The sequence below is a fragment of the Longimicrobium sp. genome (genome assembly GCA_036389795.1).
GTDB lineage: Bacteria > Gemmatimonadota > Gemmatimonadetes > Longimicrobiales > Longimicrobiaceae > Longimicrobium.
Genome location: DASVWD010000072.1, coordinates 14,141 through 38,841, shown reverse-complemented (window position 1 = coordinate 38,841; position 24,701 = coordinate 14,141). Strand labels below are relative to the sequence as shown.

Annotated in this window: 22 protein-coding genes; all 22 read left to right on the top strand. The window is 72.8% G+C overall.

Annotated features, from left to right (window positions below):
• Window positions 1-135 precede the first annotated feature (135 nt).
• The 22 genes from VF746_09305 (at window position 136) to VF746_09200 (ending at window position 24,536) form a co-directional block, all read left to right on the top strand.
• Window positions 136-975: an SDR family oxidoreductase gene (locus VF746_09305; GenBank protein ID HEX8692603.1), complete on the top strand. Its 840-nt coding sequence runs from the start codon at window positions 136-138 to the stop codon at window positions 973-975.
• A 21-nt stretch (window positions 976-996) separates the two neighbouring features.
• Window positions 997-1,269, top strand: a complete 273-nt coding sequence (locus tag VF746_09300; protein HEX8692602.1) for a DUF3303 family protein — start codon at window positions 997-999, stop codon at window positions 1,267-1,269.
• Window positions 1,270-1,445: 176 nt separating this feature from the next.
• Window positions 1,446-2,111, top strand: a complete 666-nt coding sequence (locus VF746_09295; protein HEX8692601.1) for an antitoxin Xre/MbcA/ParS toxin-binding domain-containing protein — start codon at window positions 1,446-1,448, stop codon at window positions 2,109-2,111.
• Complete coding sequence (locus VF746_09290; GenBank protein ID HEX8692600.1) at window positions 2,108-2,701, top strand: RES family NAD+ phosphorylase; 594 nt, start codon at window positions 2,108-2,110, stop codon at window positions 2,699-2,701. The genes VF746_09295 and VF746_09290 overlap by 4 nt, the downstream gene beginning before the upstream one ends.
• A gap of 351 nt (window positions 2,702-3,052) precedes the next feature.
• On the top strand, window positions 3,053-4,195 hold the full coding sequence (gene metK, locus VF746_09285) for a methionine adenosyltransferase (GenBank protein ID HEX8692599.1): 1,143 nt from the start codon (window positions 3,053-3,055) through the stop codon (window positions 4,193-4,195).
• Window positions 4,196-4,486: 291 nt separating this feature from the next.
• Window positions 4,487-6,226: an acyl-CoA dehydrogenase family protein gene (locus tag VF746_09280; GenBank protein HEX8692598.1), complete on the top strand. Its 1,740-nt coding sequence runs from the start codon at window positions 4,487-4,489 to the stop codon at window positions 6,224-6,226.
• 415 nt (window positions 6,227-6,641) lie between these two features.
• Entirely contained in the window at window positions 6,642-7,688 is a 1,047-nt protein-coding gene (locus VF746_09275; GenBank protein HEX8692597.1) for a sigma 54-interacting transcriptional regulator, read from the top strand.
• 216 nt (window positions 7,689-7,904) lie between these two features.
• Window positions 7,905-8,582, top strand: a complete 678-nt coding sequence (locus VF746_09270) for a hypothetical protein (GenBank protein HEX8692596.1) — start codon at window positions 7,905-7,907, stop codon at window positions 8,580-8,582.
• Window positions 8,583-8,694: 112 nt separating this feature from the next.
• Window positions 8,695-10,305: an HD domain-containing phosphohydrolase gene (locus VF746_09265; protein ID HEX8692595.1), complete on the top strand. Its 1,611-nt coding sequence runs from the start codon at window positions 8,695-8,697 to the stop codon at window positions 10,303-10,305.
• A 271-nt stretch (window positions 10,306-10,576) separates the two neighbouring features.
• Entirely contained in the window at window positions 10,577-11,869 is a 1,293-nt protein-coding gene (locus VF746_09260; protein HEX8692594.1) for a tetratricopeptide repeat protein, read from the top strand.
• Window positions 11,870-12,360: 491 nt separating this feature from the next.
• Window positions 12,361-12,975, top strand: a complete 615-nt coding sequence (locus VF746_09255; GenBank protein ID HEX8692593.1) for a hypothetical protein — start codon at window positions 12,361-12,363, stop codon at window positions 12,973-12,975.
• A 91-nt stretch (window positions 12,976-13,066) separates the two neighbouring features.
• Window positions 13,067-13,702: a hypothetical protein gene (locus VF746_09250; GenBank protein ID HEX8692592.1), complete on the top strand. Its 636-nt coding sequence runs from the start codon at window positions 13,067-13,069 to the stop codon at window positions 13,700-13,702.
• A gap of 42 nt (window positions 13,703-13,744) precedes the next feature.
• Window positions 13,745-14,398, top strand: a complete 654-nt coding sequence (locus VF746_09245) for a hypothetical protein (GenBank protein ID HEX8692591.1) — start codon at window positions 13,745-13,747, stop codon at window positions 14,396-14,398.
• A gap of 67 nt (window positions 14,399-14,465) precedes the next feature.
• A complete protein-coding gene (locus VF746_09240; GenBank protein ID HEX8692590.1) occupies window positions 14,466-15,485 on the top strand; it encodes a tetratricopeptide repeat protein in 1,020 nt (339 codons plus the stop codon).
• A gap of 151 nt (window positions 15,486-15,636) precedes the next feature.
• Entirely contained in the window at window positions 15,637-17,259 is a 1,623-nt protein-coding gene (locus VF746_09235; GenBank protein ID HEX8692589.1) for an HD domain-containing phosphohydrolase, read from the top strand.
• Window positions 17,260-17,777: 518 nt separating this feature from the next.
• Window positions 17,778-18,908 (top strand): lipoyl synthase, encoded by a 1,131-nt coding sequence (gene lipA, locus VF746_09230; GenBank protein HEX8692588.1) that lies wholly within the window; start codon window positions 17,778-17,780, stop codon window positions 18,906-18,908.
• 23 nt (window positions 18,909-18,931) lie between these two features.
• Window positions 18,932-19,612, top strand: coding sequence for a Uma2 family endonuclease (locus VF746_09225; protein HEX8692587.1), 681 nt, complete (start codon window positions 18,932-18,934; stop codon window positions 19,610-19,612).
• Window positions 19,605-20,837: a pyruvate dehydrogenase (acetyl-transferring) E1 component subunit alpha gene (pdhA, locus tag VF746_09220; GenBank protein ID HEX8692586.1), complete on the top strand. Its 1,233-nt coding sequence runs from the start codon at window positions 19,605-19,607 to the stop codon at window positions 20,835-20,837. The genes VF746_09225 and pdhA overlap by 8 nt, the downstream gene beginning before the upstream one ends.
• 36 nt (window positions 20,838-20,873) lie before the next feature.
• On the top strand, window positions 20,874-21,233 hold the full coding sequence (locus tag VF746_09215) for a four helix bundle protein (GenBank protein HEX8692585.1): 360 nt from the start codon (window positions 20,874-20,876) through the stop codon (window positions 21,231-21,233).
• Between the two features lie 57 nt (window positions 21,234-21,290).
• Complete coding sequence (locus VF746_09210; protein HEX8692584.1) at window positions 21,291-22,271, top strand: pyruvate dehydrogenase complex E1 component subunit beta; 981 nt, start codon at window positions 21,291-21,293, stop codon at window positions 22,269-22,271.
• A 127-nt stretch (window positions 22,272-22,398) separates the two neighbouring features.
• Window positions 22,399-23,865, top strand: coding sequence for a pyruvate dehydrogenase complex dihydrolipoamide acetyltransferase (locus VF746_09205; protein HEX8692583.1), 1,467 nt, complete (start codon window positions 22,399-22,401; stop codon window positions 23,863-23,865).
• 128 nt (window positions 23,866-23,993) lie between these two features.
• Entirely contained in the window at window positions 23,994-24,536 is a 543-nt protein-coding gene (locus VF746_09200) for a hypothetical protein (protein HEX8692582.1), read from the top strand.
• Window positions 24,537-24,701: the final 165 nt, after the last annotated feature.

Here is a 24,701-nt window from a genome sequence, read left to right as displayed (position 1 = left end):
ACACCTTTACCGCTTCTTTTGAATCACCGCAAGCAGGCCTCGCGCTGGGAATCTCCGCGTGACAGGCGCGAATCGGCGTTGCGGTCCCCGCCGCGCGGCATAGCTTCCGGTCCGGCACGCCGCCGGAGGAGAGAGATGAGCGAGGGACTGCAGGCGCAGCGGGACGCCACGGCCGTGGCGGCGGGCGAGCGCTGGAGCTACCGCGGGCGCTGGGCGCTGGTGACGGGCGCCTCGGCGGGGATCGGGGAGGCGTTCGCGCGCGAGCTCGCGCGGCGGGGGATGCACGTGGCGCTCGCCGCCCGCCGCGCAGACCGCCTGCGCGCGCTGGCGGGCGAGCTGGAGGCCGCGCACCGCGTCCGCACCGCCGTGCTCCCCGTGGACCTGGGGGAGCCGGGCGCCGCCCTGGCCCTGTGGCGGGAGGCGGGGGAGGGCCGCCAGGTCCACCTGCTGGTCAACAACGCCGGCTTCGGGCTCAAGGGCCGCTTCGACGAGCTGCCGCTGGAGCGGCTGTCGGAGATGGTGCGGGTGAACTGCATCGCGCCGATGGAGCTGGCGCACCTGGCGCTCAGCGAGATGCGCGCGCGGGGCGCGGGCGCCATCGTCAACGTGGCCTCCGTGGCCGGCTACCAGCCGATCCCCTTTCTCGCCGCGTACGCCGCCACCAAGGCGTTCGTCCTCTCCCTCTCCGAGGCGCTGGCCGAGGAGGCGCGCGAGGCCGGCGTGCGGGTGGTCACCCTCAACCCCGGCCCCGTCGCCACCGAGTTCCAGCAGGTCGCCGGCACGCAGGTGAGCGGGAAGACCGTGGGGATCAGGACGCCGGGGGAGGTGGTGGCCGACGCGCTGCGCGGGCTGGAGGCGGGGAAGCGGACCGTCACCCCCGGGCTGGCGAACCGGCTCTCCGCCTACGCCGCCCGTGTTTCTCCCCGCGGCCTGGTGGTGCGCACGGCGAAGGCGGTGATGACGAAGCTGCGATGAGATTCCTGCCAGGGAGGCGAGATGCTGTTCATGGTGATCGAGCGCTTCAAGGACCGCGACGCCGCGGCGGTGTACCGGCGCTCGCGCGAACAGGGCCGGATGATGCCCGAGGGGCTGGAGTACGTGGGGAGCTGGATCGAGGCCAGCTTCGAGCGCTGCTTCCAGGTGGTCGAGTGCGCCGACGCGCGCCTGCTGCAGCAGTGGGTGCTGAGCTGGCGAGACCTGATGGAGTTCGAGATCGTCCCCGTCGTCGCCTCGCCGGAGACGGTGGACGTGGTCGCGCCGCACCTGTGACGGCGGCGGAGGCGCGCCGAAGAGTTTGCCGTGCCTCTTGGGCCACGTCATGCGCGGACTGGTTCGCTCCTGGCGGAATGGCGACGAAGTGAACAAAACCCTTTCGGGCCGTGCGGAGCGTGATTACTATTTCGGGAGTCGTTCGGGGGGGTAGGTCACCCGGGGAGGGCATGCGAATGAGCTTTGCCGAAGAGCGGCTGGTGGCGCGGGCGCAACAGGGTGACGACACCGCCTTCGCGGAGCTGGTGCGGCGGCACTACCGCTTCGTGCACACGCTCCTGGCGCGGCGCATGGAGGCCGGCCAGGCGGCGGAGGCCGCGGCGCAGGTGTTCGCGTACGCGTCGCGGCACCTGGGCGAAGCCGACCCCAGCAAGTTCGCTGACTGGCTGCACGAGCTGGCGGCGCGGCACGTCCCGCCGGCGCGGGTCGGCATGGTGCGCGAGACCGGGCCGGCGTACGGCGCCGCCGAACCCCTCGACCCCGGGGCGCAGGCCGGCGCGGCCGCGCCCGAGCGAGCGATCCTCATGGGCGACTACTTCCAGGCACGCCGCGGCTTCCCGTCCGACGAGGCGCTCGCGGCCGCGTGCGGCATCGACCCGCGCGGGCTCCGGCAGCTGAAGCTGGGCGCGCGCGCCGACGCGGCCACGGCCCGGCTCCTGGGCAACCTGGCCCCGGTGGTGCGCCGCCTGCTCGACCACTACGAGCCCGAGGCCGTCCCCGACTGGCTCCAAGGAAGGAGCCCCGACCTGGGCGGCCGCCGCCCGATCGACGTGCTGCGCGAGGACGGGCTGGCCGACGTGCTGGCCGTGATCGAGGCCCAGGCGAGCGGCGCCTTCGCTTGACGGCGGCCGGCCTCGCCGGCGCGGCGACGGGCTGGCGCGTCTTCCCCTGGGACCGGACGGCTCCCCCCGGCGAGCCGTTCTCGCCCCAGTACGTGGTCCCCGCCGCGCGGCAGGGGAAGGGCCGCTTCGACCTGGGGACCACAGCGGTCCTCTACCTCGCCGAGTCGCCCGAGCACGCGGCGGCCGAGCTGCTCCGCCCTTTCGCCGGCCGCCGGCTCTCGCCCTCGCAGCTGATCGCGCTCCGCCGTCCGCTCGCACTCGTCCGCGTCGAGCTGGCCACGGCGCTGGTGGAGCGGATCGCGGACCTGACCGACCCCGCGGTGCTGCTCGAGCGCGGCATCCGTCCGGACGCGCTCGCCTCGCGCGAGCGGGGTGTGACGCAGGCCATCTCCCGCCGGCTCCACGCGGCCGGGCTCGCGGGCTTCCGCTGGTGGTCGGCGCTGCACGGCGACTGGCACGCGCTGCTGCTGTTCGTCGACCGGCTCGGAGCGTCGGAGCTGCGCTACGGCGCCCCGGAAGCGCTCACGGTCTCCCACCCGGCCGTGCGCGCGGCCGTGGACGTGCTCCGGATGCCGCGGCCCAGGCGCTGAGGCGCGCCGATCGAATGGGTCCACTTGCGAGGGGGCGGGCGCCCCGTTATCATCCCCCTGCGCTTCACGGCGCCGCGGCGATTTCTAGCGATTGCTCCGCGTTACAAATGTGCTAAACCGCTCGGGAGGGGTCCCGCGCGGAAATCGCGCGGGACCCCTTCGACATTTCCGGGATCCGGCCCGCCGAGCGGCGGGCGGGGCGAGCGCTTTGAAGCGACAGCTTGGCGGGCTCGCCCCCGAACGAGATCCACGCCTAAAGCGTCGTCCGGGCCCGCCGTCCGCGACCGACGGCGGGCCCGCTTTCATTCCCGGTGATCGCCGGGAGATCCGAATCACCCCCTGGAGACGAAGATGAGCACGGTTCTCGATCCCACGCGCGCCCCGGCCACGGTGGCCTACACCTTCACCTCGGAGTCGGTGTCGGAGGGGCACCCGGACAAGGTCTGCGACACCATCGCCGACGCCATCCTGGACGCGCACCTGGCCGGCGACCCCGGGAGCCGCGTGGCGTGCGAGGTCCTCTGCAAGGAGAACCGCGTGGTGCTGGCGGGCGAGATCACCTCCGGCGCGGCGGTGGACCACGAGGCGGTGGTGCGCCGGGTGGTGGGCGAGATCGGCTACACCGACCCCGGGCAGCCCTTCCGCCCCGAGAACCTGGAGATCTACTCGTTCCTCTCCCGGCAGGCGGCCGAGATCGCGTTGGGAGTGGACGCCGACACCAGCCTGTCGGGCGAGCAGGGCGCGGGCGACCAGGGGATCATGTTCGGCTACGCCACCGACGAGACGCCGGAGCTGATGCCGCTGCCGATCCTGCTGGCGCACCGCCTGGCCGAGGCGCTGGCCCGCCACCGCCGCCAGGGCACGGTGGAGTGGCTGCGCCCCGACGCCAAGACGCAGGTCTCGGTGCGCTACGAGGACGGCCGCCCGGCGGCCGTCACCGACGTGCTGGTCTCCACGCAGCACGCGGCGAGCGCCGACCGCGAGACGATCCGCCATTTCGTGGCGCTCACGCTCGTCCCCGAGGTGCTGGAGGGGTGGTTCCACGACGACATCCGCGTGCTGGTGAACCCCACGGGGAGCTTCGTGCAGGGCGGCCCCTCGGCCGACGCGGGGGTCACCGGGCGCAAGATCATCGTCGACACCTACGGCGGGATGGGGCGCCACGGCGGCGGCGCCTTCAGCGGCAAGGACCCCTCGAAGGTGGACAGGAGCGGCGCCTACTTCTGCCGCTACGTGGCCCGGCAGGTGGTGAAGGCGGGCCTCGCCCGGCGCGCCGAGGTGCAGGTGGCGTACGCCATCGGCGTGGCGCAGCCGGTGTCGGTGAAGGTGGAGACGTTCGGCACGGGCGACCCGCACGCGGCCGCCGAGTTCGTGCGGGGCTTCGACTTCCGCCCGGGCGCCATCATCCGCCAGCTCGACCTGCTGCGCCCGATCTACCGCCGCACCACCAACTACGGCCACTTCGGCAAGGCGGACCTCCCCTGGGAGGCGTGAGCCGCAACCGGCTTCTGCTCGATGCACGTCCCGGCCTTCTCCGACGAGAGGGCCGGGATTTTGTCTGGATTCAAGAATCAACTGCTATTTTCACGCAGAGTCAGCAGAGGAAGCAGAGAGCTCATCGCGCTGTTTTCCTCTGCTACTCTGCTACCTCTGCTTCCTCTGCTTCCTCTGCGTGAGGCCAGGCTGTTCATTATGAGCGCTACGGATGCTGCTCTGGCCTGAACAGCGCTCAACCACGAGGTTACGGGCACCGGCAGACCCGGATGTCCTTCAACCGCCGCCCCGATGTCCTTCACGCAGACGCCGCCCCGGCTCGGCAACCAGTACGACGAAGACCTCGCGCTGCGCTCGCTGCTCGCGCGGCTGCTGCCGCCGGAGATGCGGGCCGAGGTGGAGCCGTCGCTCCGGGAGATGGGCCGCCTCTCCGCGGAGCTGTACCCGGCGCAGCTCGCCGACCGGCCGAGCGAGCCGCGGCTGGTGCAGTGGGACGCGTGGGGGAACCGCGTGGACCGCATCGAGCTGACGCCGCTCTGGCGCCAGGCGGAGCGGATCGCGGCGGAGCACGGCGTGGTGGCCGCCGCGTACGAGCGCGCGCACGGGGCGCTCTCGCGCGTGCACCAGTTCGCGCTGGCGTACCTCTTCACGCCGTCCACCGACATCTACTCCTGCCCGCTGGCGATGACCGACGGCGCCGCCCGCGCGCTGCTCGAGGCCGGCAACGACGCGCTCGTCCGCCGGGCGGTGCCGCACCTCACCGCGCGCGACCCGGCCCGGTTCTGGACCAGCGGGCAGTGGATGACGGAGACCACGGGGGGCTCCGACGTCGGCCGCTCGGAGACGGTGGCGCGGCGGGACGAAGACGGGCAGTGGCGGCTGTACGGGCGCAAGTGGTTCACCTCGGCGGCCACCTCGCAGATGGCGCTCACGCTGGCGCGGCCGGAGGGGAACCCGCCGGGCGGGCGCGGGCTGGCGCTCTTCTACCTGGAGACGCGCGGCGAGGACGGGCGGCTCAGGGGGATCACCATCGACCGGCTGAAGGACAAGCTGGGGACGCGCAAGCTGCCCACCGCGGAACTGACGCTCGCCGGCGCCCCCGCCGAGCCGGTGCGGGACCTGAGCGACGGCGTGCGCGCCGTCGCGCCGATGCTGAACGTTACGCGCACCTGGAACGCGGTGAGCGCGTCGGCGCTGATGCGGCGGGGGATCGCCCTGGCGCGCGACTACGCACGGCGGCGCACGGCGTTCGGCGCTCCGCTGGCCGAGCAGCCGCTGCACGTGGACACGCTCGCCGGGCTCCAGGCGGAATTCGAGGGCGCGCTGCACCTCACCTTCCGGGTGGTGGAGCTGCTGGGACAGGACGAGTGCGGCGAGCTGGACGATGCCGGCCGCGCGCTCCTGCGCGTCCTCACCCCGATCGCCAAGCTGACGACGGGGCGCCAGTCCGTCGCCGTGGCCAGCGAGGCGCTGGAGGCGTTCGGCGGCGCGGGATACGTGGAAGACACCGGGCTCCCCGTGCTCCTGCGCGACTCGCAGGTGCTCACCATCTGGGAGGGGACCACCAACGTGCTCTCGCTCGACACGCTGCGCGCGCTGGAGGCGGCGGGCGGAGTCGACCCGGTGGTCGCGGAGGTGGCGCGCTGCGCGGCGGAGGTGCGCGACCCGGCGCTCGCCCGCCCGGTGCAGGCGGCGATCCGGGCCACCGAGCGCGCCGCGGAGTGGCTGCGGGCCGCGCGCCGCGAGGGGCGCCCGGCGCTGGAAGCCGGCGCCCGCCGCTTCGCGCTCACGCTGGGGCGCGCGCTGGAGGCGGCCCTGCTCTCGCATCACGCGCAGTGGGCGCTGGAGCGCGGCGACCCCCGCCCCGCCGCGGCGGCGCGCCGGCTGGCGGCGAACGGACTGGACGTGATGGCCGCGGTGGACGCGGAAGACTCGCGGCTCCTGGTCGCCCAGCCGGCGTCCGCCCGGCCGGGAGTCGCCGAGGAGCCGCGAGAAGCGCTGGAGGTCGAATCCACCCACCTCGCTTCATAGACCAGAACAGGATGGCGAAAGGGCCGCGGCTCTCCCAGCCGCGGCCCTTCGCGCGTCTTTCGTCGATCCGCCCGGCGGAGTCGGTCGTTCCGCTCAAGCGGGGTGCCGAGCACCACCCGGTAAGCCAGGCTGGGTCGGCAGGGCTCCCTGGACGACGGCAGGCGGAGAGGAGCCGAACGGGATGCGCAATACCACCGCGAGCCCATGATCCCATGCATCGTGAAGCCGGGGGAGGGAAGTCCCTGGCGAAACGCACAAACAGCTGGCGGCGCCCACCCGCGCGCGAGGCGAAAACGCAGGCACCGCGCGCCTTCCGGGGTCGCTGCTACGAAAAACGGAATCAGGGCGTGCTTCTTGCGCGGCGGCGCCCGGTTCGTGCGCCGATCCGCCGCGCCGAAGAACCACAAGAGAAACGATGTGCCCTGTCGATTCCGCGGGACCTGCCGTCCCGGCGGGCGCCTCCGTGCTGGGCAGCCAGGTCATCGTCGGGACCAGCCCGGCGCTCCTGGAGGCGGTCGCCATGGCGCGCCACCTGGCCGAGGCGGGCCCGCCCGGCGTGTTCCTGGTGGGCGAGCCGGGGACGGGGAAGGAGCTGCTGGCGCGCGGCCTCCACTACGCCGGCCCGGCCGCCCACGAGCCGTTCCTGAACGTGGGGTGCGGCGCCATCCCCGAGCGGCTGCTGGCCAGCGAGCTGTTCGGCACCCACCCCAGCTTCAGCGCGGGCGACCCGCCGCCGCGCCGCGGGCTCTTCGAGCTGGCCGGCGGCGGCACCGTCTTCATCGACGAGATCACCCGCCTCTCCCCCGCCCTGCAGGAAGGAGTGCTGCGCGCGGTGGAGGAGCGCAGCATCGTGCGCACGGGCGGGGGGGCCCCGGTGCGCATCGCCACCCGCGTGGTGGTGGCGACCACGGCGTCGCTGGCGGCCGCGCTCGCCCGCGGGGAGATCCACCCGGCGCTCTACGCCCGGCTGGCGGCCGCGCGCGTGGACCTGCCGCCGCTGCGCCAGCGGGGCGCCGACCTGGAGCTGCTGGCCGGGTACTTCGCGCAGCTCATGGCGCGCGAGCAGGGAACGGCTCCCCGCCGGCTGGACGCGGGGGCGGTGGAGGCGCTCGCCGCGCACACCTGGCCCGGCAACGTGCGCGAGCTGCGCCACGTGGTGGAGCGCGCCGTGATGCTCTCCGACGACCCGGTGGTCCGCGCCGAGCACCTGGTGGTGCAGCACCGCACCGCCCGCTCGGGCGCGTCGCAGGAGCTCCCCGCCGCGGCCGAGATCCGCATCCCGCGTGGGGGGAAGACGCTGGACGCCATCGAGGGCGAGGCGGTGGCGCTCACCCTCCAGCTCACCGGCGGCAACCGCAGCGCCGCCGCCCGTCTCCTGGGCATCTCCCGCCCCACCCTGGCCCGCATCCTCCAGCGCCAGGGCCACGCCGACTCCGCTTCTGCCGACGCCGGCGACGTGTAACGCGGCGATGCTCCCTGCACTCTCCGTCGTAACGCCGTTTTCCGTCACAACTCCGGAAAGCCGCGCCACCCTGTAAAAGATCGTTCCACTTCGCCACAGAAGTTTTCAACAACGCCCCCTCCGAGCGCTGGCATCCGCGTTGCTTTCCATCCGGCCGACACGCCCCGCATCCCATGCGGGATCGCTGCACCTCCCCCTGGACAAGACGAGACCACCATGCCGTCGCGGACCACTCGCGCGCTGGCCCTGCTCTGCGCGCTGTCGACGATGGTCGTCGCCACCAGCTGCTCGGAGCGGCCGGCACCCACGGAGTCTGCCCCGATCTCCACCGGCGACCCGCAGAACCTGCTGATTCTGGACCCGCTCCTGGACCAGCTCCTGATGGTGGACGTGCTCCAGCGCACAACGCCGCTGGCGTCCGACATCACCGTCTCGAAGTCGTTCGACTACCGGGGCGGCACCCTCTCCATCCCGCAGGCGGGCCTCTCCGTGCGCTTCCCGCAGTACGCGCTGCCGGTGAGCGGGACGCAGAAGATCACCATCACCGTGACGGCCCTGAAGGGCAGGGGCGTGGCGTACGACTTCGCGCCGCACGGGATCCGCTTCCGCACCCCGGCCGTGATGACGCAGGAGCTGGCGAACACTGCGGCCGTGGGGGGCGGCATCGACCCGCTGCGGCTGGAGGGCGCCTACTTCCCCACCCTCTCTTCGCTGCTCTCCGACGTGCTCGCCCTGGTCTCCGAGACGCGGCCCACCGCCTACGACGCCAGGAAGCAGACGACGACCTGGACCGCCGAGCACTTCTCCGGCTACGCGGTGTCGAGCGGCCGCCGCGGCTACCTGACCGCCTCCGACACCCGCCTTCCCACCGACCTGGGCTCCGTCCAGCGGTGACCCGGACCGGCCGCGGGGCAATCGCACGGGCAGCCGTCCCCTCGCGGGACGGCCGCCCCGCTCACGGGCACCGCGCCGGATCCGGCGACGCACGGGACCGCACCTTCGCACCATGACCGCTTCTTCTCCGCCCGCACCTACCGCCGCCGTCGCGGTTCAGATCGCCGACGCCCAGGCCGCCGAGCGCGACGGCCGGCGCGCGGAGGCGCGCGCGCTGTACGAGCGCGCGCTCCACGCCCTCCCCCCGGGCGAGGGGCCGCTCGCCTGCACGCTCCTGCGCTGGATCGCCCGCTGCCACCTGGAGGAGGGCGACGCCGACGCCGCCCAGGACGCGGCGGAGGCCGCGCTCGCCGTGGGCGAGGCGTGCGGCGACGCGCGCGGGGTGGCGCACGCGCTGAACGTGCAGGGCAACGTCGCGCGCGACCGGGGCGAGCCGGAGCGGGCGGAGGCGCTCTACCTGCGTGCGTACGCGCGGGCCGAGGCCGCGGGCGAGACCCGGCTGCTGGCCATGCTGGAGCAGAACCTGGGGATCCTGGCCAACATCCGCGGCGACTACCGGGCGGCGCTCAAGCGCTACCGGGCCAGCCTGGCCGGCTACCGGGCGCTGGGCCAGGACCTCTTCGCCGCTTACGTGCTCAACAACCTGGGGATGCTCTACACCGACCTCAGGCGCTGGCGGGCGGCCGAGCGCGCCTACCGGGAGGCGGTGGGGGTGTGCGTGGCGCTGGGCGACGCCACCACGCAGGCGCGGGTGGAGGGGAACCGCATCGAGCTCCTCATCGCGCAGCGGCGCTGGGACGAGGCGCGCCTGGCCTGTGAGGCGGCGTACGCGCTGGCCCGCGCGGTGGGCGACCTGTTCGCGCTGGGCGAGGCGCACAAGTACTCGGGCATCGTCACGCGCGAGACGGGCGACTGGACCGCGGCCGAGCGCCACCTGCGCGCCGCCGCGCAGATCGCGGAGGAGCGTGGCAGCCTGCTGCTCGGGGCCGAGACGTCGCGCGAGCTGGCCACGCTGCACTGGCGCCGGCACGAGCACCGCGAGACGCTGCAGCAGCTCAACCGCGCCCACACGCTCTTCTCGCGGCTGCAGGCGCTCCCCGACCTGGCCGACGTGGACGCGCGCGTGGCGGAGCTGGAGGAGACGTTCCTCCACATCGTCACCCAGTGGGGGCAGTCGATCGAGTCGGCCGACCGCTACACGCAGGGCCACTGCGAGCGGGTGGCCGATCGTGCCTGCGCCCTGGCGCGGGCGGTGGGGATGGACGAAAAGACGCTCTTCTGGTTCCGCATGGGCGCGCTGCTGCACGACGTGGGGAAGATCGCGGTGCCGCCGGAGGTCCTGAACAAGCCCGGCCCGCTCACCCCCGAGGAGCGCGCGGTCATGCAGCGCCACCCCGACGCCGGCGTGGAGCTGATCGCCGGGATCGAGTTCCCCTGGGACATCCGGCCGATGGTGCGCCACCACCACGAGGCGTGGGACGGCGGCGGCTACCCCGCGGGGCTCGCGGGCGAGGAGATCCCGCTCTCGGCGCGCATCCTGTGCGTGGCCGACATCTACGACGCGCTCTCGACGGACCGGCCGTACCGGCGCGGCTTCTCGCACCGGCGCACGCTGGAGATCATGGCCGCCGAGGCGGGGCGCACCGTGGACCCGGAGCTGTTCGCCGTCTTCTGCACGCTGGACTTCGGCCGCGACGACGAGGAGCTGCCGGCGGCGGCGTGAGGGGGCCGCGGAGCGAACGGCTCACTTCCAGTCGAGATAACGGGCCGCGGAACCTTCCGCGGCCCTGTTTCTTTCACAGGGGTCGCGCAGCGGAGGACCGGAAGGGCGCCGCGTGACACCGTCCGAACTGCGCGTCGCCTTACGATCAGTTCTCGCCTTACCTGGAATCAGGGATGTTGACGCGGCGCCGTCGGCGCCGCAACGTTCGGGGAGCGTGGTTCCCGCAGGGACACGTCGGCCCCTCCGGCAGGTCAACGGAGCGTTCCCCCCGATGATGCTGACCCAGTGCCCCGTGTGCGCGGGCGACCTCAGTCCCGCGGCCTTCGAGTGCCCGTTATGCGGGCACCCGCTGCGCGCGCGCCGGGCTCCGGATGCCGTCCAGATCGCCCTCGGCGTGGCCTCGGGCCTCCTCCTGTGGAGCATCGCGGCCGGGGCCGCCTTCGTCGTCCGCGCGCGTCTCCGCCCCGGGGCCGGCCATCACGCGGAGCCTCGCCGTCCCGGCCGGCGCCCGGCCACAGCGCCCGTTCGTCCCGGCGGGACGGCGACGGGCGAGGCGGTCGGCGAAGCGAGGCGCCTGGCGGAGGAGGGCCGGGCGGCCCAGCAGCGGGGCGAGCCGGACGACGCCCTCCGGCTCTACGAAGGGGCCCGGGCCCTGCTGACGGGCGAGCCGCCCCCGCCCCTGCTGGCCGACGTGCTGCGCCGGACGGGCACCGTCCACTGCGAGCGGGGGTGCCTGGATGAAGCGGAACGGTGGTACCAGCGGAGCATGGAAGCGGCCGAGCGCGCGGGGCACGTAGTCGCGCGGGCGCACGGATGCAACTGTCTCGGGATCGTGGCCCAGCGGCGGGGGAAGCTGGAGGAGGCCGAGGATCTCTTTCGCGAGGCCGCGCGGCTGGCCGAAGAGACGGGCGAGACGCGGCTGCTGGCGATGGTGCAGCTCAACCGCGGGATCGTGGCCGACATCCGCGGCGAGCACGAGGATGCCCTGTGTTGCTGGCGGGAGAGCCTGGAGGCGTTCGAGGCGGCGGGGGACGAGTACTGCGTCTGCGAGGCGCTCAACAACATGGGCATCTTGCACTGCCGGCTGGGCGAGCACGATCGCGCCGAGGAGGTCTACGCCCGGGGAATCGCCCTGGCGCGGGCGCGGCAGGCGAGCGCGGTAGAGGGGATCCTCGAGGCCAACCGGGCGGAGGCGCGGATCGGCGCGGGTCGGCTGGAAGACGCCGAGGCGGGGTGCGCGTGGGCGTACACGCTGGCGCAGCGGCGCGGCGACCCCGTGCGCATGGCCGAGGCGCTGCGGATCCGCGCGCTGATGGACGAGCGGCAGGGCAGGCTGGGCGACGCGCTCGCGGCGCTGGACCGGGCTCGCGAGCTGGCCGAGCCGGTGGGCGACCCGCTGCTCCTGGCCGAGGTGCTGCGCGAGACGGGGGAGGTGTGGCGCCGCTACGGCGAGGCCCACCTCGCCCGCGAGGCGTGGCATGGGGCGCTCAGCCGCTTCCGCGAACTGGGGGCCCGCGCCGACGCCGCCGACGTGGAGACCCGCTTGGCCGCCCTGGCGGCATAGGTCGCATGCGCGAGCCCTCTCCCGGCTGACGCTGCGGCTGCCGCATCGACGACGCGCTCCACACCGACCGATCGGATTCGACCGGCGGGGCCGCGGAACCTTCCGCGGCCCTGTTTCTCTTTGGCAGAGACCCGCGTGAGGGATGCGCGCCCGACAGCGCAGCCCGGCCCGGAGCGCAGCGGAGGGACACGCCCAAAACCTCAGTGCGATGTGCGAGGTGCGAAGCGCGGGTGCCATGGCGTGGAGGACGTGTAACGCGGCGATGCGCGGATGCACGGGCGGGTGTAACGGTCTGTTTGCGGCCCCGCTGTAAAATTCAGAATTCCGCTGGAAAACAATTTTCCACCTGCGATCATCATTTTACAGTGGTAATCCGCGATTTTACTGGATTTTCGACGGCATAGGCATTGCCTTCCCACCCCCTCCGCCAGGCCGGTTTCGTTCGGATTTCCCGCCCAAACGAGACAAGGGACCCAATGTCCGCCAGGAAGATGCGCCCGCTCGTCCTGCTCTGCGCGCTCGCCGCGCTTGCCGGCTGCACGGGCGGCGGTCCCACCGACGGCAGCGAGTTCACCCCCACGGGCGGTCCGAACCCGGAGGTCTTCGACTCGGCGGTCGCGGTGAGCGTGCTCCAGCGCCTCGCTCCGCTGGCGCGCGACTACACGGCGTCGGCCGTGATCGACCGGCGCGGCGGGACCATCGCCATCCCCGAGGCGGGCTTCACCATCGACTTCCCCGCCGGCTCGATCCCGGGCGAGGAAGCGCGGATCACCGTCACCGCCCTGGCCGGGAGCAACGTGGCGTACGTGTTCGGGCCCGAGGGGCTGGTGTTCCAGGGCGACGCCAGGATCACGCAGGACCTGAAGAACACGCAGGTCTTCAGGAATCATGCGCTGCGCGACTCGCTGGAGGGCGCCTACTTCCCCGACCCCACCTACCTGGGCAACGGCACCGCCGGCGTCAAGGAGACGCGGCCCACGACGGTGGACGTGAACGGGTGGAAGATGAGGTTCGGCATCCACCACTTCTCGGGCTACCTGGCCTCGACCGGCAGGCAGGGCGGCTACATCAGCTCGTCGGGGACGCGGGCGCCCCTCGGTCCGTAACGCCCGGGCAGTGAAAGCCGCGCGCCCACCCGCGCGGGAACGGTCGTTCGTCCGGCAACAAGTGCACGGCAACCCTTTCAGCGAGGACCTAATGCGACGCGGACTGCTCTTCACCGGCTCGGCGCTGATCGTGGCGGCGGCAGGGATGCTGGGCTGCACCGACGGCCCCACCGGCGGCGGCCAGCTCGTCCCCACCGGCGGCCCGAACCTGGAGGTCTTCGACCCGCCCGTCGAGGTCAACGTGCTCCAGCGCCTCACCCCGCTGGCGCGCGACTACACCGCCTCGGCCACCATCGACCGCGGGGGCGGGACCATTTCCATCCCCGAGGCGGGCTTCAGCATCGACTTCCCGGCCAACTCCATCGCGGGCGGAAGGAAGACGCTGATCACCGTCACCGCCCTGGCGGGGAGCAACGTGGCGTACGTGTTCGGGCCCGAGGGGCTGGTGTTCCACAACAACCCGATGATCACGCAGGACCTGAAGGGCACCGAGGTCTTCCAGAACCCGGCGCTGCGCGACGCGCTGGAGGGCGCCTACTTCCCCGACGTCACCTACCTGGGCAACGGCACCGCGCGGATCAAGGAGACCCGCCCCACCGTGGTGGACGTGAACGGGTGGAGGATGAAGTTCAACATCCACCACTTCTCGGGCTACCTGTCCTCCACCGGGTTCCGCGGCGGCTACATCAGCTCCTCCGGCAACCGCGTCCCCACGTTCGACCGCTGAACCGGCTCAACGCGGCAACCGACTCACAGCACGGAGGACGGCATGAGAAGGGGATTGATCTGCACCGGTTCGGCGCTGGCGTTCATGGTGGCGGGCGCGTTCGGCTGCGGCGACCTCGCGGCGCCGACCGGCGCGGCGCTCGACGGGCCCGCGGGGCCGCGGCTCGAGACCTACGACCCGCCGGCCGAGGTGAACGTCCTGCAGCGCCGCAACCCGCTGGACGGCTATCAGGTGCTCAGCGGGGTGATCGGCCCCGCGGGCGGCGAGCTGAAGTTCGCCGACCACAAGGTGGGCTTCAAGATCAAGTTCTGGCCGGGCGCGCTGGCGCAGCCCACGCAGATCTGGGTGGTGGCGCTGCCGGGGCCCGACGTGGCGTACCTGTTCTACCCGCACGGGCTGGTGTTCCAGGACTCGGTGGAGATGCAGCAGGACCTCTTCTGGACCGAGGCGTACCGGAACCCGGGGCTCATGCAGTCGATGCAGGGCGCCTACTACCCGGACTGGACGTACCTGAACTTCAACGGCACCGCGCGCATCGAGGAGACGATGCCCAGCGCGGTGGACGTCAACGCACGGAAGATGAAGTGGTCGGTGCAGCACTTCTCGGGATACCTGGTCACCACCGGGTTCCGGGGAGGCTACATCAGCTCGTCCGGGAACCGCGTTCCCATCGAACCGCCCCCGCCCGGCCGCTAGAGCCGGGGCATGGGGCCGGCGCGCGGGGTGCGCGCCGGGAAACGGAAACCTTGGAACGCGACGAACGATGAGCGAGCCGATCACCGAAGCGAGGCGCCTGGCGGAGGAGGGCCGGGCGGCCGAGCAGCGGGGTGAGCCGGACGACGCCCTCCGGCTCTACGAGGAGGCCCGGGGCCTCCTGGCGGGCGAGCCGCCCCCGCCCCTGCTGGCCGACGTGCTGCGCTGGACGGGCACCGTCCACCGCGAGCGGGGCAGCCTGGGCGAGGCGGAGCGGTGGTACCAGCGGAGCATGGACGCGGCCGAGCGCGCGGGGCACGTGACCGCGCGGGCGCACGGATACAACTGCCTGGCGATTCTTGCCCAGCGGCGCGGGAGCCTGGACGGGGCCGAGGAGTTCTTCCGAGAGGCGGCGCGGCTGGCCGCGCAGGAGGGCGAGAACCGGCTGCTGGCGATGGTGCAGCACAACCGCGGGATCGTGGCCGACATCCGCGGCGACCACGAGGATGCGCTCCGCTGCTGGCGGGAGAGCCTGAAGGCGTTCGAGGCCGCGGAGGACGAGTGCGGCTGCTGCGAGGTGCTCAACAGCATGGGCATCCTGCACGGCCGGCTGGGCGAGCACGACCGCGCCGAGGAGGTCTACGCCCGGGGGATCGCCCTGGCGCGCTCGCGCAAGGCGAGCGCCGTGGAGGGGATCCTGGAGGCCAACCGGGCCCAGGCGCGCATCGGGGCGGGGCGGCTGGAAGACGCCGAGGTGGGGTGCGTGTGGGCGTACGCCCTGGCGCAGCGCCGCGGCGACCCCGTGCGCATGGCCGAGGCGCTGCGCATCCGCGCCGTGGTCGACGAGCGGCGGGGGAGGCTGGGAGACGCGCTCTCGGCGCTGGACCGGGCGCGCGAGCTGGCCGAGCCGGTGGGCGACCCGCTGCTCCTGGCCGAGGTGCTGCGCGAGACGGGGGAGGTGTGGCGCCGCTACGGCGAGGCCCACCGCGCCCGCGAGGCGTGGGACGGAGCGCTCAGCCGCTTCCGCCAGCTGGGGGCCCGCGCCGACGCCGCCGACGTGGAGACGCGCCTGGCCGCCCTGGCGGCGTAGGCTTCGAGCGCGGGGCCCTCTCCCGGAGACGCGGCGGCACGCCGCGCCGGCCGGAACGAGGGCTCCGCGCGCGCCGGCCGCCCGCGGTCCGACGGCGCGACGAACAACGCCGAGGACGCACTCGTCTGACCCAACGCAAGACCGACACACCATGCGAAAGACCCACCCCGCATCCCGCCCGACTACCGCCGCCGCGGTCACCGTGCTGGTCGCCGACGGCCAGGCCGCCGAGCGCGACGGCCGCCGCGCCGAGGCGTGCGAGCTGTACGAGCGCGCGCTGCACGCGCTGGGGCCCGGGGGCGACCGCGCGCTCGCCTGCGGGCTGCTGCGCTGGATCGCCCGCTGCCACCTGGACGACGGCGACGCGGGCGCGGCCGCCGACTCCGCGGCCGCCGCGCTGGCGATGGCCGAGGCGTGCGGCGACCAGGCCGGCGTGGCGCACGCGCTGAACCTGCAGGGCAACATCGCGCGCGAGAAGGGCGAGCTGGAGGCGGCCGAGGCGCTCTACCTGCGCGCGCTCGGGCCCGCCGCGGCCGCCGGCGAGGCGCGGCTCCTGGCGATGCTGGAGCAGAACATCGGCATCGTGGCCAACATCCGGGGCGACTACCGGGCGGCGCTCAAGCGCTACCGGGCCTCCCTGGCCGGGCACCGGGCGCTGGGGCAGGACCTCTACGCCGCCCACGTGCTCAACAACCTGGGGATGCTCTACACCGATCTGCGCCGCTGGCGGGCGGCGGAGCGCGCCTACCGCGATGCGGTGGGGCTGTGCGTGGCGCTGGGCGACGCGGCCACGCAGGCCCGGGTGGAGGGCAACCGCACCGAGCTGCTGATCGCGCAGCGGCGCTGGGACGAGGCGCGGCACGCGTGCGAGGCGGCGTACGCGCTGGCCCGCGCGGTGGGCGACCCGTCGGCGCTGGGCGAGACGCACAAGCACTTCGGCATGGTGGCGCGCGAGACGGGCGACTGGGCGGCGGCCGAGCGCCACCTGCGCTCGGCGGCGCAGATCGCGGACGAGCGCGGCGACCTGCTGCTGGGTGCCGAGGCGGCGCGCGAGCTGGCCGCGCTGCACTGGTGCCGGCACGAGCACCGCGAGACGCTGCAGGAGCTCAACCGCTCGCACCGCCTCTTCTCGCGCCTGCAGGCGCGGCGCGACCTGGCCGACGTGGACGCCCGCCTGGCGGAGCTGGAGGAGACCTTCCTGCACATCGTCACCCTCTGGGGCCAGTCGATCGAGTCGGCCGACCGCTACACGCAGGGCCACTGCGAGCGGGTGGCCGACCGCGCCTGCGCCCTGGCGCGGGCGGTGGGGATGGACGAGAAGACGCTCTTCTGGTTCCGCATGGGCGCGCTGCTGCACGACGTGGGGAAGATCGTGGTGCCGCCCGAGATCCTGAACAAGGCGGGCCCGCTCACCGACGAGGAGCGCGAGGTGATGCAGCGCCACCCCGAGGCGGGCGTGGCGCTGATCGAGGAGATCGAGTTTCCCTGGGACATCCGGCCTATGGTGCGCCACCACCACGAGGCGTGGGACGGCGGCGGCTACCCGGCGGGGCTCGCGGGCGAGGAGATCCCGCTTTCGGCGCGCATCCTGTGCGTGGCCGACATCTACGACGCGCTCTCGACGGACCGGCCGTACCGGCGCGGCTTCTCGCACCGGCACACGCTGGAGGTCATGGCGTCGGAGGCGGGGCGCACCATCGACCCGGAGCTGTTCGCCGTCTTCCGCTCGCTCGACTTCGGCTGCGACGACGAGGAGCTGCCGGCGGCGGCGTGAGGTCCGCGGGGCGAACGATCCGCTCCGACCAGACGACGGGGCCGCGGAACCTTCCGCGGCCCCGTCGTCTTTTCGCTGGAGAGGACCCGCGTGAGGGATGCGCGCCCGACAGGGCCGGGACCGTGGCGGCCGGGCAGTTTCGGCCGACGCGGGCCCGGCGCCGTTGGGCACAGTGGTATCGTGCCCTACGGCGCGCGCAGCCCGGCCCGGAGCGTAGCGGAGGGACACGCCCAAACCGCGGTGCGAAGTGCGAAGTGCGGAGCGCCGGGGGGACGAGGTGCGCGAACGGGTTCGCTCGGGCTCGGTATCAAGCCGGACCGGAGCGCCACGCGCCTCCCTCGCACCGCCGCGAAGTTGCTTCACGGGTGAACGGGGGGTAACTTCCCGCGCTCGGCAGACACGGGCGCGGAACGCGATGTGCGGGTCCGGATTCGACTTGCGCTCCCGCGTCCGCGGCCGAAACGGACGAGGGACCATCCGCGGGCGGGACGAGCCGCCCGGACGGGGAGACGGCAGATATGAGCACGCAGGCACCCGAGGCTCCCTCCCCCGCCGGCTACGCGCCGCAGGGGAAGGACACGGGGATCGTGAAGAGCAAGGGGACGGTGAACCTCCCCCGGCCCGAGGGCTGGGAGGGGGTGTCGCACCGCGCGCGCAAGCCCGAGTGGCTGAAGGTGCGCGCCCCCGGCGGACCCAACTACCTGCGGCTGCAGCAGCTCATGCGCTCGCAGGGCCTCCACACCGTGTGCGAGGAGGCCCACTGCCCCAACATCGGCGAGTGCTGGGAGAGCGGCACGGCCACCTTCATGATCCTGGGCGACGTGTGCACCCGCGCGTGCAAGTACTGCGCGGTGGCGCACGGGATGCCCACGGAGCTGGACCGGGACGAGCCCCGCCGCGTGGCCGACTCGGTGGCCGCCATGGGGCTGGAGCACGCGGTGATCACCTCGGTGAACCGCGACGAGCTCGCCGACGGCGGCGCGGCGATCTACGCCGAGACGATCCGCCAGGTGCACGAGCGCGTGCCGGGGTGCACCGTGGAGGTGCTGATCCCCGACTTCAAGGGGGACGAGGCGGCGCTGGCCAGGGTGGTGGAGTCGCGCCCCGAGATCCTGGCGCACAACATCGACACCGTGGAGCGGCTCTCGAGGTGGATCCGCCCGGGCGGGCGCTACTGGCGCAGCATCTCGCTGCTGGGGGCGGTCAAGCGGCTGAACCCGGCGCAGCTCACCAAGAGCGCCATCATCCTGGGGATGGGCGAGACCGAGGACGAGATCTTCCAGTCGATGCGCGACCTGCGCGAGGCGTCGGTGGACATCCTCACGCTCGGCCAGTACCTGCGCCCCTCGGAGCACCACGTGCCGCTGGATCGCTGGGTGACGCCCGACGAGTTCCGCCGCTGGAAGGAGATCGGCGAGCGGGAGCTGGGCTTCGGGCACGTGGAGAGCGGGCCGCTGGTGCGCTCGTCGTACCACGCCCGGGAGCAGGCGCGCACGGTGGACCCCGACGGCCCCGGCCGCATCACCGAGATCCTGGAGGCCGACCCGGACTCGCCCGTGGTGATCGACGACGCCGAGGCCGCCGCCCGCGCCGCCTTCGCCGGCGCGCCGCCCGCGCGGCCGAAGCTGGTGCAGATCGGGAGCCTGTGACCCCGTCCGGAGGCGAACCGCCCGTGTCGACCACGACCGACGAGCCGACGACCCCTGAGCCGAAGCCGTACCGCCTCTCGCCGCAGGCGTACCTCGTGCGCGAGCGCGCGGCCGAGTACAAGCGCGAGTACAACGACGGCGAGATCGAGGCGATGGGCGGCGCTTCGCGTCCCCACAGCCTGATCTGCACCGCCCTGATGCGGCTGCTCGGGAACCAGCTCGCCGGGCGCGGATGCGAGCTGCACGCGCACGACATGCGGGTGCAGCTCGACGCGGGGCGCAGGTACGTGTATCCCGACGTGGTGGTCGTATGCGGCAGGGCGATCTATCAGGACGCGGAAGTCGACGTCCTGGTGAACCCGACCGCAGTCGTCGAGGTGCTCTCCCGCACGACGGAGAAGAAGGACCGCGGCTGGAAGTTCGCGGCGTACCGCCGCGTGGAGTCGCTGCAGGAAATCGTGTTCGTGTCGCAGTCTTCCCCCGTCGTCGAGGTGCACCGCCGCGGTCCGGACGGCGAGTGGCATTCCTTGCTCCCGCTGCAGGGCACGGAGGCGGTCCTGCGGCTGGATTCCATCGGATGCGCCGTCCCGCTCGCCGACATCTACGCGGGCGTTCTGCAGGAACCGAAGCCGGCCGGAACCCGCGCCCGGCCGTCCCCCCGAACCCGAGCAGTCCCCGGTTCGAGAGATAGAGAACATGGCTGAAGAGCGGACCCATACCGTCGAGACCGAAGCGCCCGAGGACCAGGCTCAGGCGGGGGCGCAGACCGCCGGGACCGAGGCGCCCGAAGACCAGGCCCAGGCCGAGGCGCGCGCCGAAGCGCACGGGCCGCGCGAGGACGAGAGCAAGGGCGAGTCCCCCGCGCCCGACCGCGCCTGGCAGCAGGAGGAGAAGCCGGAGCTCTCCGACGAGGAGCGCCTGCAGGGGCTGCCCAGGGAGCAGCTCCGGCAGATGATGTGGGACATGCTGCTGGCGCGGCGTTTCGAGGAGAAGGCGGCCGAGAGCTACGCGCTGGGGAAGATCGGCGGGTTCTGCCACCTGTACATCGGGCAGGAGGCGGTGGCCACCGGCGCCATCCACGCGCTGCGCAAGGACGACTACGTGATGACCGCCTACCGCGAGCACGCGCACGCGCTGCAGGTGGGCATCAGCCCCGGCGCGGTGATGGCCGAGCTGTACGGCCGCGCCGACGGGTGCAGCAAGGGGAAGGGCGGCTCGATGCACATGTTCAGCGCCGAGCACAACTACCTGGGCGGGCACGGCATCGTGGGCGGCCAGATCCCGCTGGCGCTGGGCGTGGCGTGGAAGATCAAGTACCGCCAGGAAGACCGCGTGATGCAGGTGTACTGCGGCGAGGCCGCGGTGAACCAGGGCGCCTTCCACGAGTCGCTGAACATGGCGGCGCTCTGGAAGCTGCCGCTGGTGCTGATCGTGGAGAACAACCGCTTCGGGATGGGCACCGCCTGGGAGCGCGCGGCCAGCCTCTACGACATCTGGCAGAAGGCCAGCGCCTACGCCATGCCGAGCGCGGTGGCCGACGGGATGGACGTGCTCGACATGTACCGCGTGGCGAAGGAGGCGCACGACCGCGCCCGCCGCGGCGAGGGTCCCACGCTGATCGAGGCGCGCACCTACCGCTTCGTGGGCCACTCGATGTCGGACCCCGTCTCGGGCGTCTACCGCACCAAGGAGGACGTGGAGGCCGAGAAGGCGAAGGACCCGATCCGCATCTACGCCGACCTGCTCGCCCGCGCCGGTATCCTGCAGCAGGACGAGCTGGAGAAGATGGACGAGGAGGTGAAGAAGATCTCCGAGGAGGCCGCCGAGTTCGCCGAGAAGAGCCCCGAGCCCGACGTCGCCGAGCTCTACACGGAGATCTACGCCAACGAGAACGTCAACGGCCGCCTGTACTTCGACGGGAGGCGCTGAGCGGCAGTGCCCAGTGCCCAGTGCCCAGGAGGCTTGGTGGCGGTTGCTCGGTTTGAGGAGCTTCTGGCCTGGCAAAAGGCCAAGCGGTTATGCGTGGAGATCTACCGGGTGACAGGGTCGGGACCGTTCGCGAGAGACTTCGGCCTGCGCGATCAGATCCAGCGAGCCGCTGTCTCCGTGATGTCGAACATCGCCGAAGGGTTCGAGCGGAACAGCCGGGCGGAGTTCGCGCGGTTCGTGAGCATCGCGCGAGGCTCGGCAGGCGAAGTCCGGAGCCAGGTGCACCTGGCACGGGAGCTGGGATACGTCAACGAGAGAGATTGCATTGCCTTGCTGGAGTCCTGCACCGAGATCACCCGGATGCTCATCGCGCTGCGGAAATCGCTGGGCGGTTGAAGTTCCTGGGCACTGGGCACTGGGCACTGGGCACTTGAACCTGCGCACCGACGCACTATGGCCGTAATCACGTATCGCGAGGCGCTGAACGCGGCGCTGGCGGAGGAGATGGAGCGCGACCCCGACGTCTTCCTGATGGGCGAGGAGGTCGGCGTCTACAACGGCGCCTACAAGGTGTCGAAGGGGCTGCTGGACCGCTTCGGGGAGATGCGGGTGGTCGACACGCCGATCACCGAGCTGGGGTTCGCGGGGCTCGGGGTGGGCGCGGCGATGACGGGCCTCAGGCCGGTGATCGAGTTCATGACCTGGAACTTCGCCATCCTGGCGTACGACCAGATCTTCAACTCGGCCGCCAAGATGCTCTCCATGAGCGGCGGGCAGTTCAAGATCCCGATCACCTTCCGCGGCCCCACGGGCGCGGCGCTCCAGCTGGCCGCGCAGCACTCGCAGGCGCTGGAGGCCAGCAACGCGCACTTCCCCGGGCTCAAGGTGGTGGTCCCCGGCACCCCGGCCGACGCCAAGGGGCTGCTCAAGGCCGCCATCCGCGACGACGACCCGGTGTGCGTCTTCGAGGGCGAGATGCTCTACAACCTCAAGGGCGAGGTCCCCGACGGCGACGACTTCGTGATCCCGCTGGGCGTGGCCGAGGTGAAGCGCCAGGGAAGCGACGTCTCCATCATCACCCACGGGAAGATGATCCACGTGGCGCTGCAGGCCGCGGCGAAGCTGGAGAAGGACGGCGTGGACGCCGAGGTGCTGGACCTGCGCAGCTTACGCCCGCTGGACGTGGACGCGATCCTGGCCACGGTGGCGAAGACCAACCGCGTGGTGCTGCTGGAGGAGGGGTGGCCCTTCGCCGGGGTGACCGCCACGGTGGCCGCGCTGATCCAGGAGGAGGCCTTCGACCACCTGGACGCCCCCGTGCTCCGCGTCACCCAGGCCGACGTCCCCATGCCCTACGCCAAGGGGCTGGAGCGGGCGGCCAAGCCCAGCGCGGAGCTGGTGGTGGAGAAGGTGAACCGGGTGCTGTACAGATAGTCCTAAGTCCTAAGTCCTGAGTCCTTAGTGCGTTAGGGCTCACTCGCACTCGGCGCCTGGCGCTCAGGACTAAGGACTTAAGGACTAAAGCACTAAGGACTAAACGACTCCCGCAGCGGAACGGGAAATGGCGACCAAAGTCTACATGGAAGCGCTCTCGCCCACGATGGAGGAGGGGCGCCTGGCGTCGTGGCTCAAGAACGAGGGCGACGAGGTCAAGGAGGGCGACGTCCTGGCCGAGGTGGAGACCGACAAGGCCACCATGGAGCTGGTGGCGCGCGGCTCGGGCGTGCTGCGCAAGCGCCTGCTGGGCGAGGGCGACACGGCGAACGTGGGCACCGTGATCGCCGTGATCGCCGGGGCCGACGAGGACGTCTCCGACGTGGCGGGCGGGGGCGAGGCCGTCGCGTCGCAGGCGCCTTCCACCGCCGAGGCGCCGCAGCAGCAGAAGGCCGAGGCCGTGGCGTCGGGCGGCGAGGTGGGGAAGGGGGCCGCCGCGGTGGCCGCCGCCGGGCAGACGGAGCAGGACCAGGCCGAGCGCGGCACCCCGGCCGAGGCCACGCCCGCCGGCGCGGCGCCGACACCCACCCCCGACGCGAAGACGCAGGCGGGGACGAAGGAGGGCCAGCCGTCGGTCGTCCAGGCCGGACAGGGCGCCGAGGCGGGCGCGGGCGGCGGCAACGGGCGGGTGAAGGCCTCGCCCCTGGCGCGGCGGCTGGCGGCCGAGGCGGGGATGCAGATCGGCGACGTGCAGGGCTCCGGCCCCGGCGGGCGCATCATCAAGCGCGACATCGAGGCGGCGGTGAAGGCGGGCGGCGCGCCGGTGCAGCCGTCCGCTCCGGCGGCCGAGGCGGGTGCTCCCCCCGCGGCCGCGGCGCCGGCGGCCCCGCCCGCGGCGGGGGCCCAGTACCACGACCAGCCGCTCTCGCCGATGCGCAAGACCATCGCGAAGCGGCTGGTGCAGTCGCTCGGTCCCGTGCCGCACTTCTTCCTCACCATCGAGGTCGACATGGGCGAGGCGATGCGGCTGCGCGGCCGGATCAACGAGCGCTTCGCCGACCAGGGGGTGAAGGTCTCGCCCAACGACCTGATCATCAAGGCGGCGGCCGCGGCGCTCCGGAGGCACCCCTGGGTGAACGCGTCGTGGCAGGAGAGCCAGGTGCGCATGTACGACGCGGTGCACGTGGGCGTGGCGGTGGCGGTGGAGGAGGGGCTGATCACCCCCGTGGTGCGCGACGCCGACCGCAAGGGCGTCACCGAGATCGCCCGCGAGGTGAAGGAGCTGGCGGGCCTGGCGCGGGAGAAGAAGCTCAAGCCCGAGCAGTACACGGGCTCCACCTTCTCCATCTCGAACCTGGGGATGTACGGGATCGAGGAGTTCACCGGCGTGATCAACCCGCCCGAGGCGGCGATCCTGGCGGTGGGCGCCATCGGCCCCAAGGTGGTGGTGGACGAGGAGGGGAACATGGCCGTCCGCCAGCGGATGCGCGTGACCATGAGCTGCGACCACCGGGTGATCGACGGGGCCACGGGCGCGCAGTTCCTCCAGACGCTCAAGGGCTACCTGGAAGAGCCGATGCTGATGATCGCCTGACGCGCCGAGGCGGGCGCGGTCCTGGTGCGGACCGCGCCCGCCCCGCTTCCGCCGCCCGCACCGCCGGTCCCCACCGCGCACCACTCCCGAAATCCAGCCCGTCCACCCATCTCCTCCGGAGCTCCCCCGTGTCCGACCGCTACGGCGCCGTCGCCGTCCGCACGCCCCGCGAGCTCGACTCCCGCGCGCTCCTCCACCAGGTGGGGGGCGTTCCCGCCTCGGCGGAGCTCGCGCCCTCCTCCGTGCAGCCGTTCATGCGCAAGGGAAGCGAGGGCACGGTAGCCGTGCTCTCGCTCGCCAACGGCTGGCGCGTGCTGTGGGGGTGGATCACGCTGGAGTGGCCGGACTTCGACGCGCTGCGCCAGGGGGTGGAGCGCGCATCGCAGGGCGGCGAGGCGGTCTTCTGGTTCGCTGAGGGGACCACCGGCGCCTGCGGCTTCATGGTGTTCGCGGACGGCCGGTGCGTGCGGAGCTGGTGGGAGGTGGAGGGCGAGGTGGAGGAGAACGGGGGCGATCCGCTCCACGGCGAGCCGCCCGGGCTCTTCGGCGGCGAGCCGGACTTCGAGCGCGACGAGTGGACGGTGGTGGAGACGATCGTGGAGCCGCGGGTGGCGCCCTGGGACGACATCGCGCAGGCGCCGTACGAGAGCTTCGAGGTCCGGGGCGCCTGACGATCCGGATGGTGGGTGCCGTCGGCCGAAGGTGGTGGGTGGACGAGGAGGGAACATGGCCGTCCGCCCGCGGATGCGCGTCACCACGAGCTGCGACCACCGGGTGATCGACGGGGCCACGGGCGCGCAGTTCCTCCAGACGCTCGAGGGCTGCCGGGAAGGGCC